Genomic DNA, 15,425 nt, shown 5'->3' on the forward strand with positions numbered 1-15,425 from the left:
GCGGTGGAGTCGACGATCATCTGCTTGTAGCCCTGGTCTGCGTTGGCCTCTTCGGTGGCGATGAACGCGGAGCCGACGTAGGCGAGGTCGGCGCCTGCGGCCTGCGCGGCGAGGACCGAGCGGCCGTGGGCGATGGAGCCCGACAGCAGGACCGGCCCGTCGAACCATTCGCGGATCTCCTGGATCAACGCGAACGGCGACAGGGTGCCCGCGTGTCCGCCCGCGCCGGCCGCGACGGCGATGAGGCCGTCGGCGCCCTTCTCCACGGCCTTCTTCGCGAATTTGTTGTTGATGACGTCGTGGAGGACGATGCCGCCGTAGCTGTGGATGGCCTCGTTGACGTCGGCGCGGGCGCCGAGGGACGTGATGACGATCGGGACCTCGAACTCGACGATGGTCGCGAGGTCCTCGTCGAGGCGGTCGTTGCTCTTGTGGACGATCAGGTTGACCGCGTACGGCGCGGACGGTGTCTCCGGGTTGTTGGCGTCGTGTTTGGCGAGTTCTTCGGTGATGCGGGTGAGCCATTCACGCAGGACGGGCTGCGGGCGGGCGTTCAGGGAGGGGAACGATCCGACGATGCCCGACGTCGACTGGGCGATCACCAGGTCGGGACCCGAGACGATGAACATCGGCGACGCGACGACGGGCAGGCGAAGCCGGTCTTGCAGGATGGGGGGCAGGCTCATGAATTTCTCCTTGATGCAGTGGTTTACGACTGGGAGAGCTGGGCGGCCATCAGCGGGATGAGCGCCTGCAGGCCTTTCACGGGACGGACCATCACCTTGAACGACGTGATCTGATCGCGGTCGTTCCAGTGAATGAGGTAGATGCCGTTGACGTGGATGCCGTCGAGTTCGGTGGCGAATTCCAGGACCGCCGAACGGTCGCCGTACCACTCCTCGACGTAGTGGAAACCGGTGCCGTCGAAGACGGTCAGGGCGGCGCGGAGGTACGCCAGGACCTTCGCCTTTCCTTCCTGCGGAGTGAACACGGCGGGGGAGGAGAACACGGCGTCGTCCGCGATCAGGGCGTCGAGGGCAGTGAGGTCGCGACGGTCGACGACGTGGTGCCAGCGGTCGACGACGCCGGGGCGGGCAGGCAGTTCGGCGGTCATCCGCGGAACGCCGGGGTCGGGAGGTCTTCGCCGAACACGTCCGGCAGGTCGTCGCGCACGCTGTCGGGGAACACGGCCGGCCGCTTCTCGAGGAACGCGGAGATGCCTTCGCGCGCGTCCGGTCCGATGCCGCGGATATTGATCCCGCGAGTCTCGACGCGGTGCGCGATCATCGGGTGCTCGGCGCCCAGTGCCCGCCACATCATCTGGCGCGACAGCGCCACCGACACCGGGGCGGAGTGCTCGGTCAGACTCCGGGCCAGCGCATACGCCTCGTCGAGCAGGGATTCCCGCGGGTACAGCTTGTACACGAGACCGGCGTCGAACGCTTCCGTGGCGGGGAACACCCGGCCGGAGTAGACCCAGTCGAGGGCCGTCTGCAGGGGGACGAGGCGGGGCAGGAACCAGGTCGAGCAGGATTCGGGCACGATGCCTCGGCGGTTGAAGACGAATCCGATGCGGGCGTCGTCGGCGGCGAGGCGGAAGTCGGCGGCGAGGGTCATCGTGATGCCCACTCCCACTGCCGGTCCGTTGATCGCGGCGATGATCGGCTTGCGGGATTCGAACATCCGGAGCACCACGCGACCGCCACCGTCGCGGCGGGCGTCGGCGCCCTCGTCCCCGTCCTCGTCCTGCCAGTGATCGAACGTGGCGGCACCGGCGGACAGGTCTGCGCCCGCACAGAACGCTCGTCCGGCTCCGGTGAGCACGATCGCCCGGACGGAATCGTCCGCATCGAGCTGGTCGTAGGCGGCGATCAGCTCGTTCTCCATGGTGGTGGTGAACGCGTTGAGCTGGTCGGGCCGGTTCAGGGTGATCGTCGCGATACCGTCCGCGACGGCGAGTCCGATGTGATCCACCGCCCCAGCATGACATTGTTACCGAACGATCGCTAGAGCGGGTTCTGTGACGGGACCCACTACCCTGGAGTGGTCGTGTGACGATCGGATCGGGGACGGAGACCGAGGGATGTGCGCTGCAAAAGTCGCCGCCGTGGCAACGGGTACCGGGCGGCAGGTGATCCTCGACTCCGCGGTGGCCAACATGAACGAACGCGGCTATCACGGCACGTCCATGCGCGACATCGCCCGCGGCGCCGACATCACCGTCGCCTCGATCTACCACCACTTCGCGTCGAAGCAGGAGATCCTGCAGGACATCATGGTGCGCGCACTCCACGACGCCATCGCGATGACCCGCGGGGCCCTGCTGCGCTCGGGTGGCGCCCCCGCCGACCAGTTGCAGGCGCTGATGCGGGCGTGGGTCATGTTCCACACCACCCGGCAGCTGGACGCGATGGTCGGCGCCACCGAGATACGCAGCCTCGACGACGCCGGCCGCCGGCTCGTCGTCGCCCTCCGCGACGAACAGGAGCACCTCTTCCGCGACGTCGTCGAGCGCGGTGTCGAGGAGGGCGACTTCGCGACCGAATTCCCGCGGGACGCCGTCCGCGGCATCATCAACATGGGTCAATCGGTGTGCACGTGGTGGCACGCCGACGGTCCGCTGAAGCCCGAGGAACTCGCCGAGCGCTACGCCGACCTCGCCCTGGCGATGGTGAAACCGACCGTCTGATCGCCGTGGCCGCGGCCCGGGCAGAATCGGGGTAGCGGGTGTCGCGGAAACGGAGCGTGAGATGAAGTTCGCCAGACGGCTCGACGCTCTCCAGCAGAAGTACCCGGCAATGGGCTTCCCGATCGCCGTCACGTACAAATTCCTCGACGATCAGGGCGTGTACCTTGCGGCGTTGATCGCCTACTACGGGTTCATCTCACTGTTTCCCCTCCTGCTTCTGCTCTCGACGGTGCTCGGGTTCGTGCTGGCGGGGCACCCCGAACTGCAGCAGGACATCATCGACTCGGCGCTGAGCCAGTTCCCGGTCATCGGCGCCGACCTGGCGGACCCGCACCGGATCGGCGGCGGGGTGACGGGCCTGGTGATCGGACTCGTCGGCGCCCTCTACGGCGGCCTCGGGGTGGCACTGGCCAGCCAGAACGCGATGAACACGGCGTGGTCGGTGCCCCGCAACATGCGGCCCGACCCGATCCGAGGCCGGTTGCGGGGTCTGCTGTTGCTCGGCACGATCGGTCTCGCCGTCCTCGGCACCGCCGCGGTGGCGGCGGTCGGCGCCGCGACGCACCTGTCCGGATCGTCCACCGTGCTTCTCATGCTCGCCGCGATCACGATCAACTCCGCGATCTTCATCCTCGCGTTCCGGCTCGCCACTGCCCGGCCGCTGTCCGTCGCCGACGTCGCGCCCGGCGCCGTCGCAGCAGCCGTGGTGTGGCAGGTGCTCCAATCGTTCGGCGCGTATTACGTGAGCAAGGTGGTGAGCACGGCGTCCGTGACGAACGGGGTGTTCGCCGTCGTGCTGGGCTTGCTGGCGTTCCTCTTCCTCGCCGCCGCGGCGATCGTGGTGTGTGTGGAGATCAACGTCGTCCGCGTCGACCGGCTGCACCCGCGGGCGCTGCTCGGGCCCTTCACGGACAAGGCCGACCTCGTGGAGGGCGACAGGCGGACGTTCACCGACCAGGCGAAGGCGCAACGCGCGGTACCGCACGAGGGCATCCACGTCACGTTCGACGAAGTTTCTGCGAAGATGGACAGGCCTGGACCGCCGTCGAAGGAGGAACCATGACCGACCCGATCTTCGACAAGTCGGAACAGTTGAAGCAGGTCCAGCAGGGCATCCTCCCCGGCGAGACGATCATCGCCGTGTACGACTGCATCGGCGCGGGCACCGGCTTCCTCGGGATCACGAACCTCCGCGTCGTCATCCAGGACAAGAGCTTCGTCGGCAAGCGCACCGCGATCACGTCCATCCCGTACAAGAACATCCGCTCGGTCTCGTTCCTCAGCAACAAGTCGTGGGCAGGCCAGTTCTTCTCCTCCAGCAGCATCGCCCTCGACGTCGCCGACACCACGTACGAGGCCGATTTCCGTGGCATGGACAAGGCCCACCACGTGCACACGGTGATCCTCGAACACATCACGTGACGTAGGTCGCTCTGCTCCGGTGCGTCGCCCCAGGTCACGGCGACGCACCCACATGCCGCGCCGGTGAGTGGAATCACCCCCGCGTGAATTGTCAATTCGGTTGCAGCCTCGCCCATACTGGTACGAGCCGGTGTGCCACTATCTCGGCCCGGTTCATCCTCAGGCGAGTCCATTGGACGTACTCGCCGATCCTACGATCAGCCCGACGGGAGTCTTGCTGCCATGACGCCGCCTGCAGTTCACCTCACCGAACCTGCGGTCACCGCTCGTCCGTCTCTGCGTCCGCGGATTCCGTCACCGAGTCGGCGGGGCGCGATGCTGGCGCTTGCCCTCGGCGGGTTCGGTATCGGCACAACGGAATTCGCGTCCATGGGCCTGTTGCCCGCGATGGCTGCGGGGACCGGGGTGTCGGAGCCGGTGGCCGGGCACTTCGTCTCCGCGTACGCGCTCGGCGTCGTCGTGGGGGCGCCCACGATCGCGGCGCTGGCCGCGCGCGTCGAGCGGCGCACGCTGCTCATCGCGTTGATGGCCACGTTCGTCGTCGGCAATCTCGCGACCGCCCTCGCCCCCGGTTACGAGTCGCTGCTGGCGGCCCGGTTCCTCGCCGGGCTGCCCCACGGCGCGTACTTCGGGGTCGCAGCGTTGGTCGCCGCGCACCTTGCGGAACCGGGCAAGCGCGCCAAGGCGGTCGCGACCGTGATGATGGGCCTGTCGGTCGCGAACGTGGTCGGGGTGCCTGCGACGGCGTTCTTCGGCCAGATCCTGGGCTGGCGGTCCGCGTTCGTGCTCGTGGTGATCATCGGAATCGTGACGCTGGTGGCGTTGGCACGCCTCGTCCCGCCGCTGGCCGGGGTGCACGTGAGCAACCCGGTGGCCGAACTCGGGGCGCTGAGCCGGGTGCAGGTGTGGATGACGCTGATCTTCGCGACAGTCGGGTTCGGCGGCTCGTTCGCGGTGTACACGTACATCAGTTCGACGCTCACCGACGTGTCCGGGTTGCCGCACGCGATGGTTCCGGTGGCGTTGATGCTGTTCGGTTCGGGGATGATCCTCGGTAACGTCGTGGGTGGCCGCATCGCCGACAACGCGGTGGTCCCCGGGCTGTTCGGGTGCATGATCGCCCTGATCTGCGTCCTGGCCCTGTTCATCGTCGCCGCACACAACCCGGTGACGGCGCTGATCGTGCTGTTCTTCATCGGGATGGCCGTGACGGCGATCTTCCCGGCCGTCCAGTCGCGGCTGATGGACGCGGCGGGTGACGCGAAGACCCTGGCGTCGACGCTGATCCACGGCGCGTTCAATCTCGCCAACGCGGGTGGTGCGTGGATCGGTGGTGTCGTGATCGCGGCCGGATACGGCTACACCGCCCCGGCCGCCGTCGGCGCCCTCCTCGGCGTCGCCGGACTGATCGTCCTCACCATCGCGGTCCTCCTCGACCGCCGGCGCCGGGACGAACCGGCCGCCGACGGCTGACGGTTCAGGCGTGAACCCCGGCGGCGTACCGATCTCGTAGCGTGCCCTTGACGAGTTTCCCGGTGGGGGTGCGGGGGAGGTCGTCGCTGAAGACGACGTTCCGCGGGACCTTGAACCGGGCGAGCCGTCCCCGCACGTGGTCGAGGAGTTCACCGGCCAGCGCGTCGTCCCCGATCACACCCGGAACGGTCTGGACCACGGCCAGCACCGATTCACCCATCTCCTCGTCGGGGATCCCGATCACCGCCACGTCCAGGACGGCGGGGTGTTCGGTGAGGGTGTTCTCGATCTCCTGCGGATAGATGTTGACGCCGCCGGAGATGATCATGAACGACTTCCGGTCGGTGAGGAACAGATACCCGTCCTCGTCGAGGTAGCCGACGTCGCCGGTGGTGGTCCACGTCGGGTGCTGTGGGTGCTGGGCGTCGCGGGTCTTGGCTGGGGCGTTGTGATACTCGAACGGCAGCGTGTCCCGCTCGAAGTAGAGGGTGCCGATCTCGCCCGGTGCGAGGTCGGCACCGTCGTCGCCGCAGATGTGGGCGACGCCGAGCGCGGCGCGGCCGACGGTTCCGGGCTTGCGGAGCCATTCGTCCGAATTCACGAGAGTCATGCCGTTGAGTTCGGTGGACGAGTAGTACTCCGACAGGATCGGCCCCCACCACTCGATCATCTGCCGCTTCACCTCCACCGGGCACGGGGCCGCGGCGTGCACGGCGACGCGCAGGCTGGAGACGTCGTACTTCTCCCGGGTCTCGGCGGACAACTTCAGCATGCGGACGAACATCGTGGGCACCCACTGGCTGTAGGTGACGTGGTACTGCTCGATGTACGCGAGCGCCTGCTCGGCGTCGAAGCGGTCCATCACGACGACGGTGCCGCCGAGGGCCTGCACCGACGCGCAGGTGCGGAGCGGTGCGGCGTGGTACAGCGGTGCGGGTGAGAGGTAGACGGTGTCCGGCGTGACTCCCCATACCGTCGCGTTCATGCCGGTCATGGTGTCGCCGGGTTCCTGGATCTGACGCGCGGGCAGTTCCGGTTTGATGCCCTTCGGGCGACCGGTGGTGCCGGACGAATACAGCATGTCCGCCCCGCGGGGCTGGTCGGTGAGCGGGACGTCCGACTCCGCGGCGGCGGCCCGGTCGAGCGAGTCGTAGCCGGGAATGGTTCCCCCGAACGCGAGCCGGTGCTCGGTGGCCGGAGTGAGGGCGGGGAGCTCACGCGCAACCGCGTCCAGTGCGGCGTCGACGATCAACGCCTTGGCGCCGCAATCTTCGACGATGTAGGCGATCTCGGGTGGCGTGAGGTGCCAGTTCGCCATCGTGAGGTAGAGACCGGAACGCATGGCCGCCCAATAGATGTCGAAGATCGCGGGAGTGTTCGTGGCCAGCACCGCGACGTGATCTCCGCGGCGCAGTCCGAGGGCGTGCAGGTGGCGGGCGATCCGGATCGAGCGGGACTCGAGTTCGGCGAAGGTGACCGTCTGCCCGGTGCCTGCCATGATCACGGCCGGCTTGTCGGGGGTGGTGGCAGCATGAGCGCCGGGATACATGGTTGCTCCAATTCGTGAGGGATCTCGAGGGGGACACTGTCCGGACGTCAGCCGAGTTGCTCCTGCGCGACCTTGGACCGGCGGGCCACACCGGCCACCGAGATCAGTCCGATGACCGCAGCGACGATCACGAAAACGGCAGGGGAGAGGACGTTTCCGGTCTTCTCCACCAGCCAGACGGCGACGAAGGGGGCGGTGCCACCGGCGATGACGACGCCGAGGTTCCAGCCCATGGCGACCCCGGTGAAGCGGACGTCCTTGTCGAACAGCAGCGGCATCAGCGTGTACGCGCCGACCTGGGTTCCGACGGTGTTGACCATGATCAGTAGGTAGGCGATCGCGGCGATCCACAGGCTGTGGTGCATGACGGCCATGGCGGGGTAGGTGATGATCGCGAATCCGGCGAGGCTGATCACGGTGAACCGCAACCGTCCGATGCGGTCGGCGAGCATGCCCCCGAGCGGCATCGCGAGCGCGACGACACCGATGACGGCGGTCGCGATCCAGTAGACCGAGGTGCGTTCGTAGCCGAGGCTCTTCATGAGATGGATGCTCATGTAGGTGAGGCCGATGTACGCGGTTCCGTTGCACGCCAGGCTGATCCCGACCGACTGCAGGAGGGCGAGCGGCTGCCGCCGGAAGACGGCGACGACGGGCGCCTGGACCGGTCCGGAATCGGCGTCCTCACCGTGGGTCTCCTCGACCCGGGTGCGGGCCCACAGGCAGAGCAGCGTCAGCGGCAACGCGAGCAGGAACGGGACCCGCCATCCCCAGCTCTCGAGTTGCGCGTCGGTCGTCAACGCCGACACCGTGCCTGCGACCGCTGCGGCCATCGCGAACCCCATCGTGGATCCGAGCGGGGTGAACGCCCCGTAGGTGGCCTTGAGATGCCGCGGCGCGGATTCGGAGATGAACGTGGCCGAGCCGCCGACCTCGCCGCCTGCCGAGAATCCCTGGACCATCCGCACGACGACGAGCAGCACGGTGGCCCAGATCCCCGCTTGCGCGTGGGTGGGCAGGAATCCCATGGCCATGCTGCCGAGGCCCATGCAGACGAGCGTCGCGAGGAGGGCCTTCTTCCTTCCGAGTCGGTCGCCGATGTGCCCGAACACGATGCCACCGAGTGGGCGCATGAGGTAGGCGGTGCCGAACACGGCGAGTGCGGACAGCAGCGCGATGGCCGGGTCGCTGCTGGGGAAGAAGAGCGGGGCCATCACGATCGCGAGGTAGCCGTACAGGCTGAAGTCGTAGTACTCGATCAGGGTGCCCACGCCACCCGCGATCGCGGCGCGGCGCGCTCGGATGCGGTCTTCGGTCCGCCATGCGGTGGTGGCAGCAGACCCGGTCAACTGGTCCGTCATTGGTGTCCTGACCTTTCGGAGGCGGATGAGACGTGCATCACTTCTCGTGGATCATGCCAAGCGAACGATCGATTGGCAAGATGTTCGGGCGTCGGGCCTTTTTCGGCAGTTCTGGATCTTTAGTCGCTGTATAAGGAGATATTGACTTCCGACGTTCACTCGGTTGATGATGAGAACTGGCCGAACGAGCGTTTGGCTGAAGATCGAAGTATTCGAAAGGACGCAGCGGATGACGACGTCCCACGCCGAAGCGGACACCCGCGAGGACCGGGAGGATTCGGCCGGCGTCGACCTCACCGCTCTCGCCCACTACCTCGACGACGCACTCGAGGGCGGGGTGCGCGGCGACGTCGCCGTCTCGCTCATCAGCGGTGGCCGATCGAACCCCACCTACCGCGTCGCCGACGCCGACCGGACGTGGGTTCTGCGGCGGCCACCGTACGGGCACGTCCTGCCCAGCGCTCACGACATGAAGCGCGAGTTCACCGTGATCAGGGGACTGGCGGGAACCGCCGTCCCGGTGCCCGACGCGGTGCTGCTGTGCGAGGACAAGGACGTGCTCGGAGCCGCGTTCTACCTCATGGAACTGGTGGACGGAACGCCCGTCGGAACGGTCGAGCAGGCGTCGGCACTCACCCCGGACGACCGTCGCCGGCTCGGACTCGACCTCGCCGACACCCTGGCCGCACTGCACGGCGTCGACCCCGCCGCGGTCGGGCTCGGCTCGTTCGGCCGCCCCGGCGGATACCTCGAACGTCAGCTCGACCGTTGGTCCCGGCAGTGGGAGGCCTCGCGCACCACCGATCGGCCCGAGGTGTCCGTGCTGCTCGACAAGCTGCGCCGGGCGCTGCCCACCTCGCACTTCCCGGGCATCGTCCACGGCGACGTCAAACTCGACAACGTGCTCGCGTCCCGCGACGACGCCGGGAAGATCGTCGCCGTTCTGGACTGGGAAATGGCCACGCTCGGCGACACGCTCGCCGACGTCGGGATCATGCTGAGCTTCTGGGACCAACCCGGCGCCGTCGACAACCCGGTGACCAAGGGTCTCGCCCGACTCGACGGATTCCCTACCCGTACCGAACTTCTCGACCGATACGCCACGCGGCGCGGCATCGAGATCCCCGACATCGACTGGTACACGGTGTTCGCCGACTTCAAGATCGCCGTCATCCTCGAGGGCATCAACGCCCGGCACGCACAGGGCGACACCGTCGGTGGGGGTTTCGACGACGTCGGCGACATGGTCGGCCCGCTGTTGCAGCGTGCACTCGACCTCGCCGCCGTGTCGCCCGTGTCCGAACTCCGCCGCTGACCGCGGCACCACCGACGAGATTGGAGCCACGGAAGTGGATTTCGACTACAGCCCGAAAGTGCTGGAACTGCAAGCGAAGCTGACGAAGTTCATGCAGGAGCGGGTACTGCCTGCCGAGACGATCGCCGAAGAACAACTGGCGTCGAAGCCGGACCACTGGGGTGCGCCGCCGATCGTGGCCGACCTGAAGGCGGCCGCGAAGCGCGAGGGCCTGTGGAATCTCTTCCTGCCCGCGCGCGAGGGTGCGGGCCTGACGAACCTCGAGTACGCGCCCCTGGCGGAACTCACCGGCTGGAGCCCGCTGATCGCGCCCGAGGCGTTCAACTGCAACCCGCCCGACACCGGCAACATGGAGCTGCTGCACCTGTACGGAACCGACGAGCAGAAGCGGGAATGGCTCGAACCCCTGCTCGCGGGCGAGTTCCGGTCGTGCTTCTCGATGACCGAACCCGACGTCGCGAGCTCGGACGCCAACAACGTCCGGCTCGAGATCGCCGAGGACGGCGACGACTGGGTGCTGACCGGCCGCAAGTGGTGGTCCACCGCGGCCCTGCGCGACGACTGCCGGGTGGCGATGGTCATGGGCGTCACCGACCCAGGTGCCCCGGTCGGCAGCCGGCACAGCATCGTCCTCGTTCCCATGGACACCCCCGGTCTGACCATCGTCCGGTCCACCACGGTGCTCGGCTTCACCGACCGCCACGAGGGTGGGCACGGCGAGATCGTCTTCGACAAGGTCCGCGTCCCCAAGGCGAACCTGCTCGGACCGCGCGGCAAGGGCTTCGCGGTCGCGCAGGCCCGCCTCGGTCCGGGGCGCATCCACCACTGCATGCGGTTGATCGGCATGGCCGAGCGGGCGATTGCGCTGATGACCGAACGCGCCCGCACCCGGGTGGCGTTCGGTAGGCCCCTCGCCGACGAGGGTGTGGTACAGGCGACCGTCGCGGACGCGCGGATCCACCTCGACGCCGCCCGGCTGCTGGTGCTGCGGGCCGCCTGGCGGATGGACGTCGAGGGCACGAAGGCGGCCCGTCACGACATCGCCGCCGCCAAGGTGATGGTCCCGCTCACGGTCAAGCGGATCGTCGACGACGCGATGCAGATCTTCGGCGGCGCCGGCCTGTCGCAGGACACGATCCTGCCGGTGCTGTACGCGCAGGCCCGGTTCCTGCAGATCGCCGACGGTCCCGACCAGGTGCACCGCCGCTCCCTCGCCCGCGCCGAGTTCGCCGCCACCCCGGTACTGACAGAAGTCCGCGGGTGAACGAGGCCACCACGCACGCCCGGCAGCAGAGCATCGGCGACATTCCGCGGCGGTCCGCGGCGCGTTCCCCGGACAAGCTCGCCGTCGTGCACCGCGACGTCCGGCTCACGTTCGCCGAATTCGACACCCTGATCGACAGGGTCGCGGCGGCCCTGCACTCCGAGGGGCTGACGCGGGGCGACCGGCTCGCGTTGTTGTCGCACAACTGCTGGCAGTACCCGGTGCTGAACTTCGCGACCGCCCGGCTCGGTGTGGTTCTCGTGCCGGTCAATTTCATGCTGACCGGCGGGGAGATCGCATACATCCTCGACGACTGCGCAGCCCACGCGTTCGTCGTCGAGGACGCCCTGGTGCCCGTTGCCGAGAAGGCGCTCGCGGAATCGACGGGAAGCGTCCGGGTGCGGGCCACGATTCCGCTCGGCGATACGGCCACACCAGATGGGTGGCGTTCGGTGACGGACTGGGCCGAGGGCGAATTCGGTTCGCCGCCGGAGGTGTTCGTGGCGGACGACGACGTGGTCCGCATCATGTACACGTCCGGTACCGAATCACGGCCCAAGGGTGCGATGCTCACCAGCCGGTCGCTGATGTGGCAGTACATCAGCTGCATCGTCACCGGCGGCATGAGCAGCGACGACGTGGAGGTGCACGCGCTGCCGCTGTACCACTGCGCTCAGCTCGACAACTTCCTCAGCACCGACATCTATCTCGGCGCGACGAGCTTCATCGTCGACGGGCCCGACCCGCAGGTGCTGCTCCGCACCATCGAGGCCGAGCAGGTGACCAACCTGTTCTGCCCTCCGACGGTGTGGATCTCGCTGCTGCAGTCACCCGAGTTCGAGAGCGCCGACCTGCGTTCGCTGCGCAAGGGCTACTACGGCGCATCACCGCTGCCGGTGGAGATCCTGCGCGAAATGAACCGCCGGTTGCCGGGTATCCGGCTGTGGAACTTCTACGGGCAGACGGAAATGGCGTCACTCGCGACGGCGCTCGGGCCGGAAGATCAAGAGACGCGCGGTGGTTCGGCGGGCAAGCCCGCTCTCAACGTGGAGACACGCATCGTCGACGACCGGGACCTTCCGCTTCCGGCGGGTGCGGTCGGCGAGATCGTGCACCGCAGCCCGCACGCCACCGTCGGCTATCTCGGACAACCCGAGAAGACCGCGGAAGCATTCGCGGGCGGGTGGTTCCACTCCGGCGACCTCGGCTACCTCGACGAGGACGGATACCTGTGGGTGGTCGACCGCAAGAAGGACATGATCAAGACCGGCGGGGAGAACGTCGCGACCCGGGAGGTCGAGGAGACGCTCTACGAACTCGACGGCGTCGGTGAGGCCGCCGTGTTCGCGGTGCCGCACCCACGGTGGATCGAAGCGGTCGCCGCAGTCGTGGTCCCCGCCGCCGGCGTCGAACTCGACGAGAAGGACGTCGTGGAGCACTGCCGCGGACGACTCGCCGGATACAAGGTGCCCAAGTACGTGATCGTCGCCGACTCCCTCCCGAAGAACCCGAGCGGCAAGATCCTCAAACGCGTTCTCCGAGACACATTCGGTTCCATTGCCCAAGACTGAGCAGGAGACCACCATGCCCACCGATTCGAACACACAACGCGCGAGCAAGCCCCGGGCCGCGCGCGCCTCGTTCGCGGCCGCCATCTCGACCTCACTCGAGTGGTACGACTTCTTCATCTACGCGACCGCCGCCGCACTCGTCTTCAACGCCACATTCTTCGCGACCGACAGTCAGGTCGTCGCCGCCCTCAACTCGTTCGCCACGGTGGCGGTCGGTTTCGTCGCCCGGCCGATCGGCGGCGTCCTCGCCGGCCACTTCGGCGACAAGGTGGGGCGCAAACCGGTACTCGTCGCGGCCATCGTCATGATGGCCGTCGCGACGTCGCTGATCGGCCTCGTGCCCAACACCCAACTCGTGTGGCTCGCACCCACGATTCTCGTGACGCTGCGGATCTGCCAGGGCCTCGCCGTCGGAGCGCAATGGGGCGGTGCCGTCCTCCTCGCCACCGAGAACGCCCCCGCCGGACGTCGCGGGTTCTACGGCAGCTTCGCGCAACTCGGCGTGCCCATCGGCGTCGTGCTCGGAAACGTCGTCTTCCTCGTCATCACAGCGGTATTCGACTCCGAGTCGTTCCTCGCGTGGGCGTGGCGCATCCCGTTCTGGATCAGCCTCGTGATGCTGCCGGTCGCCTTCGTCATCCACCGCTACCTGGAGGAGACACCCGAGTTCCGGGAACTGTCGAAGAAGCTCGCCGAGGCTCCGGTCGCGCGGAAGTCGCCGATCCTGCAGGTGCTGCGCAACAATCCCGGCACCGTACTCACCGCGGCCGGCGCGAACGCCATCGGCGTCATCTTCTTCTACACGATGATCACGGGGTCCGTGCAGTTCGCCACCACATACCTCGGGATCGAACGCTCGACCGTGCTCGGCTTCATCCTCGCCGCCTGCGTTCTGATGATTCCGCTGGTACCGCTGGCCGGATACCTCTCCGACATCTACGGCCGGAAGCTGATCTTCGGAATCGGCACCGCCGGGATGCTGCTCTGGGGAATCCCCATGTGGCTCATGATCGGACACTCGAGCCAGGGCACGCTGTGGCCGTTCGCGCTCGCCGTCTTCGGCGCCGTGATCGTCATGTCGTTCCAGACCGGAACGCAGGGAACGCTGTTCGCGGAACTGTTCCCGCCCGAGATCCGATTCTCCGGTGCCTCCCTCGGCTACCAGATCTCCGCCATCATCGGTGGCTTCTCACCGATGGTCATGGTGCTCCTCATCAACGGCGGCGCGTCCAACGCCTGGCGGGTCGGCGCCTTCCTCGCCGGCGCAGGAGCGATCGGTCTGCTCTGCCTGGTCGCGATCGTCCGGAAGTACTCGTCACCGGACGTCCAGCAGACACCTGCCCGCCGGTCCACCGTGGCGGCCTGAGGTGACGTGAGTGGCAAAGTGTGGCTCTCTTGTCATGAATGTGGATGGGTTGCCGTGTGATACGGGAGGGTGAGGGTGACGGGTCCGCAGGCGAGCAGGATCAACGCGAGAGCATTCTCGGCGGTGTGGAATCCGTAGGCCCGGCGGATAATCAGCCTCACCTTGTTATTCAGTCCCTCATGGCGTCCGTTCGCGAGGCCTCGTTCGACCGCGGCGGTGATGCCGTCGAGGTGCTTTCGGATGGTGCGTCCGAGTTTGACGAACTGCGGGATCCGGCAGCGCTGCGCCCAGGCACACCATCGGGCGAGCATCTCGAGCACCACCTCGTCGTCGAGATCGCCGGCGAAGACCGCGCGCAACGCCTCCTTGAGTTCGTAGGCCCGGACCAGTGCGCCGCCCTGCCGTTTGAGCGCTTTCAGTGTCGAAGCCTGCTTGGCGGACAGGCTTTCGGGATTCTTCAAAAGCGCCCACCGCGCACCTCGATAGGTCTTGGCGATCTGCTTGTCCGAGAGACTGCGGGCGTGCTGCCACACCTGGCGACGCACGTCGTCGAGGGCGTCGGTGGCGAGTTTGACGACATGGAACGGGTCGAAACAGATCGTCGCCTGCGGGGCATGCTCACGCACCGCCTTGACGTAGGCCGGTCCGAGGTCCATCGACACCGCCTCGATCCGCTCCGCGGCCCCCGCGGGCAGGGTGTCGGTGAAGAAGGTGCCGAGCGCGGCGGCGTGCTTGCCCTCGGTGCCCCAAACGATCTTGCCGGTCTCGTGGTCGGACACCAGCGTCAGATACTTGTGGTGGCGGCGCCACGAAATCTCGTCCACCCCGATCTCGACCAGATTCGTGAATCGGTCGGGGTCGAGTTTGTCGGCGACGACCCGGCCGCAGATCGCGCCGACGGTGCGCCAGGTGACCCGGCAGAACACCGACACGGTGGACTTGTCGGTCTTGGTGGCCAGCCACACCGCCAGGTCCTCGAAGTCGCGAGTGAACCCGGATCCGGGTCGGGCGAAGTCCACCGCCTCGACCAGCACCCCGTGCTCGGGGCATCGCAGTCGCCGGCGGCGCATCGTGAGCACACAGACGCGTCCACCCAGGTCGAGGTGCCGCCACGATGAGTCCACCTCGCGGGTGTCGTAGCGATGAAGGGTTGAATAGTCGCAGTGCGGGCACCGCATCCGGCGGCGGTGGGGGCGCACCGCCACCCGCACCCGATCGTCGGCGATCTCGACGTCGCGGACGGTGGCCTGCGGTAGGCACAGCAGCCTGTTGAGTAGGGTTGAAGCGCGCACGGGTCATCTCCGATGGTGACGGATGTGTAGGAGCTTTCGACCCTACGGGCGGCCCGTGCGCCCACCCCCACACCACCTGCCCTTATCACATGCAGGGCCATCCACATTCATGGCAGAAGAGCC

General features: G+C 67.6%; 14 protein-coding genes. 8 read left to right on the plus strand and 6 right to left on the minus strand.

Annotated elements, in window-relative coordinates; genetic code table 11:
* The 3 genes from ACNJ7E_RS18580 to ACNJ7E_RS18590 all read right to left on the minus strand — a co-directional run.
* On the minus strand, positions 1-686 hold a 686-nt coding region (locus tag ACNJ7E_RS18580; protein WP_418340665.1), incomplete at its 3' end, for an NAD(P)H-dependent flavin oxidoreductase.
* A 23-nt stretch (positions 687-709) separates the two neighbouring features.
* Positions 710-1,114, minus strand: a complete 405-nt coding sequence (locus ACNJ7E_RS18585; RefSeq protein ID WP_418340666.1) for a nuclear transport factor 2 family protein — start codon at positions 1,112-1,114, stop codon at positions 710-712.
* Positions 1,111-1,974, minus strand: coding sequence for a crotonase/enoyl-CoA hydratase family protein (locus ACNJ7E_RS18590; RefSeq protein ID WP_280781954.1), 864 nt, complete (start codon positions 1,972-1,974; stop codon positions 1,111-1,113). The genes ACNJ7E_RS18585 and ACNJ7E_RS18590 overlap by 4 nt, the downstream gene beginning before the upstream one ends.
* A gap of 109 nt (positions 1,975-2,083) precedes the next feature.
* Between ACNJ7E_RS18590 and ACNJ7E_RS18595 the strand changes: the two genes are divergently transcribed.
* The 4 genes from ACNJ7E_RS18595 to ACNJ7E_RS18610 all read left to right on the plus strand — a co-directional run bounded on the left by ACNJ7E_RS18595 (position 2,084) and on the right by ACNJ7E_RS18610 (position 5,584).
* Entirely contained in the window at positions 2,084-2,689 is a 606-nt protein-coding gene (locus tag ACNJ7E_RS18595) for a TetR/AcrR family transcriptional regulator (RefSeq protein ID WP_011596490.1), read from the plus strand.
* Positions 2,690-2,750: 61 nt separating this feature from the next.
* Positions 2,751-3,752, plus strand: coding sequence for a YihY/virulence factor BrkB family protein (locus ACNJ7E_RS18600; protein ID WP_280781953.1), 1,002 nt, complete (start codon positions 2,751-2,753; stop codon positions 3,750-3,752).
* Positions 3,749-4,111, plus strand: a complete 363-nt coding sequence (locus ACNJ7E_RS18605) for a PH domain-containing protein (protein WP_054248435.1) — start codon at positions 3,749-3,751, stop codon at positions 4,109-4,111. Before ACNJ7E_RS18600 ends, ACNJ7E_RS18605 begins: the two co-directional genes overlap by 4 nt.
* Before the next feature lie 222 nt (positions 4,112-4,333).
* Positions 4,334-5,584 carry an MFS transporter gene (locus tag ACNJ7E_RS18610; RefSeq protein WP_283332572.1) on the plus strand — a complete coding sequence of 417 codons (1,251 nt, stop codon included), beginning with the start codon at positions 4,334-4,336 and terminating at the stop codon, positions 5,582-5,584.
* A 4-nt stretch (positions 5,585-5,588) separates the two neighbouring features.
* Here the strand turns inward: ACNJ7E_RS18610 and ACNJ7E_RS18615 are convergent, their stop codons facing one another.
* Together ACNJ7E_RS18615 and ACNJ7E_RS18620 are read right to left on the minus strand one after the other, a co-directional pair.
* The gene (locus tag ACNJ7E_RS18615; RefSeq protein WP_418340667.1) at positions 5,589-7,133 is read right to left on the minus strand and encodes an acyl-CoA synthetase; all 1,545 of its coding nucleotides are present in this window, start codon (positions 7,131-7,133) and stop codon (positions 5,589-5,591) included.
* 47 nt (positions 7,134-7,180) lie between these two features.
* Positions 7,181-8,494 carry an MFS transporter gene (locus ACNJ7E_RS18620; RefSeq protein WP_418340668.1) on the minus strand — a complete coding sequence of 438 codons (1,314 nt, stop codon included), beginning with the start codon at positions 8,492-8,494 and terminating at the stop codon, positions 7,181-7,183.
* 229 nt (positions 8,495-8,723) lie between these two features.
* Between ACNJ7E_RS18620 and ACNJ7E_RS18625 the strand changes: the two genes are divergently transcribed.
* The 4 genes from ACNJ7E_RS18625 to ACNJ7E_RS18640 are packed head-to-tail and all read left to right on the plus strand — an operon-like array spanning position 8,724 to position 14,010.
* Complete coding sequence (locus ACNJ7E_RS18625) at positions 8,724-9,809, plus strand: phosphotransferase family protein (RefSeq protein WP_418340669.1); 1,086 nt, start codon at positions 8,724-8,726, stop codon at positions 9,807-9,809.
* A gap of 34 nt (positions 9,810-9,843) precedes the next feature.
* Positions 9,844-11,073 (plus strand): acyl-CoA dehydrogenase family protein, encoded by a 1,230-nt coding sequence (locus ACNJ7E_RS18630; RefSeq protein ID WP_418340670.1) that lies wholly within the window; start codon positions 9,844-9,846, stop codon positions 11,071-11,073.
* Complete coding sequence (locus ACNJ7E_RS18635; protein WP_418340671.1) at positions 11,070-12,644, plus strand: acyl-CoA synthetase; 1,575 nt, start codon at positions 11,070-11,072, stop codon at positions 12,642-12,644. Before ACNJ7E_RS18630 ends, ACNJ7E_RS18635 begins: the two co-directional genes overlap by 4 nt.
* Positions 12,645-12,657: 13 nt before the next feature.
* Positions 12,658-14,010, plus strand: a complete 1,353-nt coding sequence (locus tag ACNJ7E_RS18640) for an MFS transporter (protein WP_418340672.1) — start codon at positions 12,658-12,660, stop codon at positions 14,008-14,010.
* A gap of 32 nt (positions 14,011-14,042) precedes the next feature.
* Here ACNJ7E_RS18640 and ACNJ7E_RS18645 read toward each other — a convergent pair whose 3' ends face one another.
* Positions 14,043-15,302, minus strand: coding sequence for an ISL3 family transposase (locus ACNJ7E_RS18645; protein WP_418339027.1), 1,260 nt, complete (start codon positions 15,300-15,302; stop codon positions 14,043-14,045).
* Positions 15,303-15,425: the final 123 nt, after the last annotated feature.

It is taken from the genome of Rhodococcus mengyinensis (assembly GCF_048381435.1).
GTDB classification, from domain to species: Bacteria; Actinomycetota; Actinomycetes; order Mycobacteriales; family Mycobacteriaceae; genus Rhodococcus_F; species Rhodococcus_F opacus_D.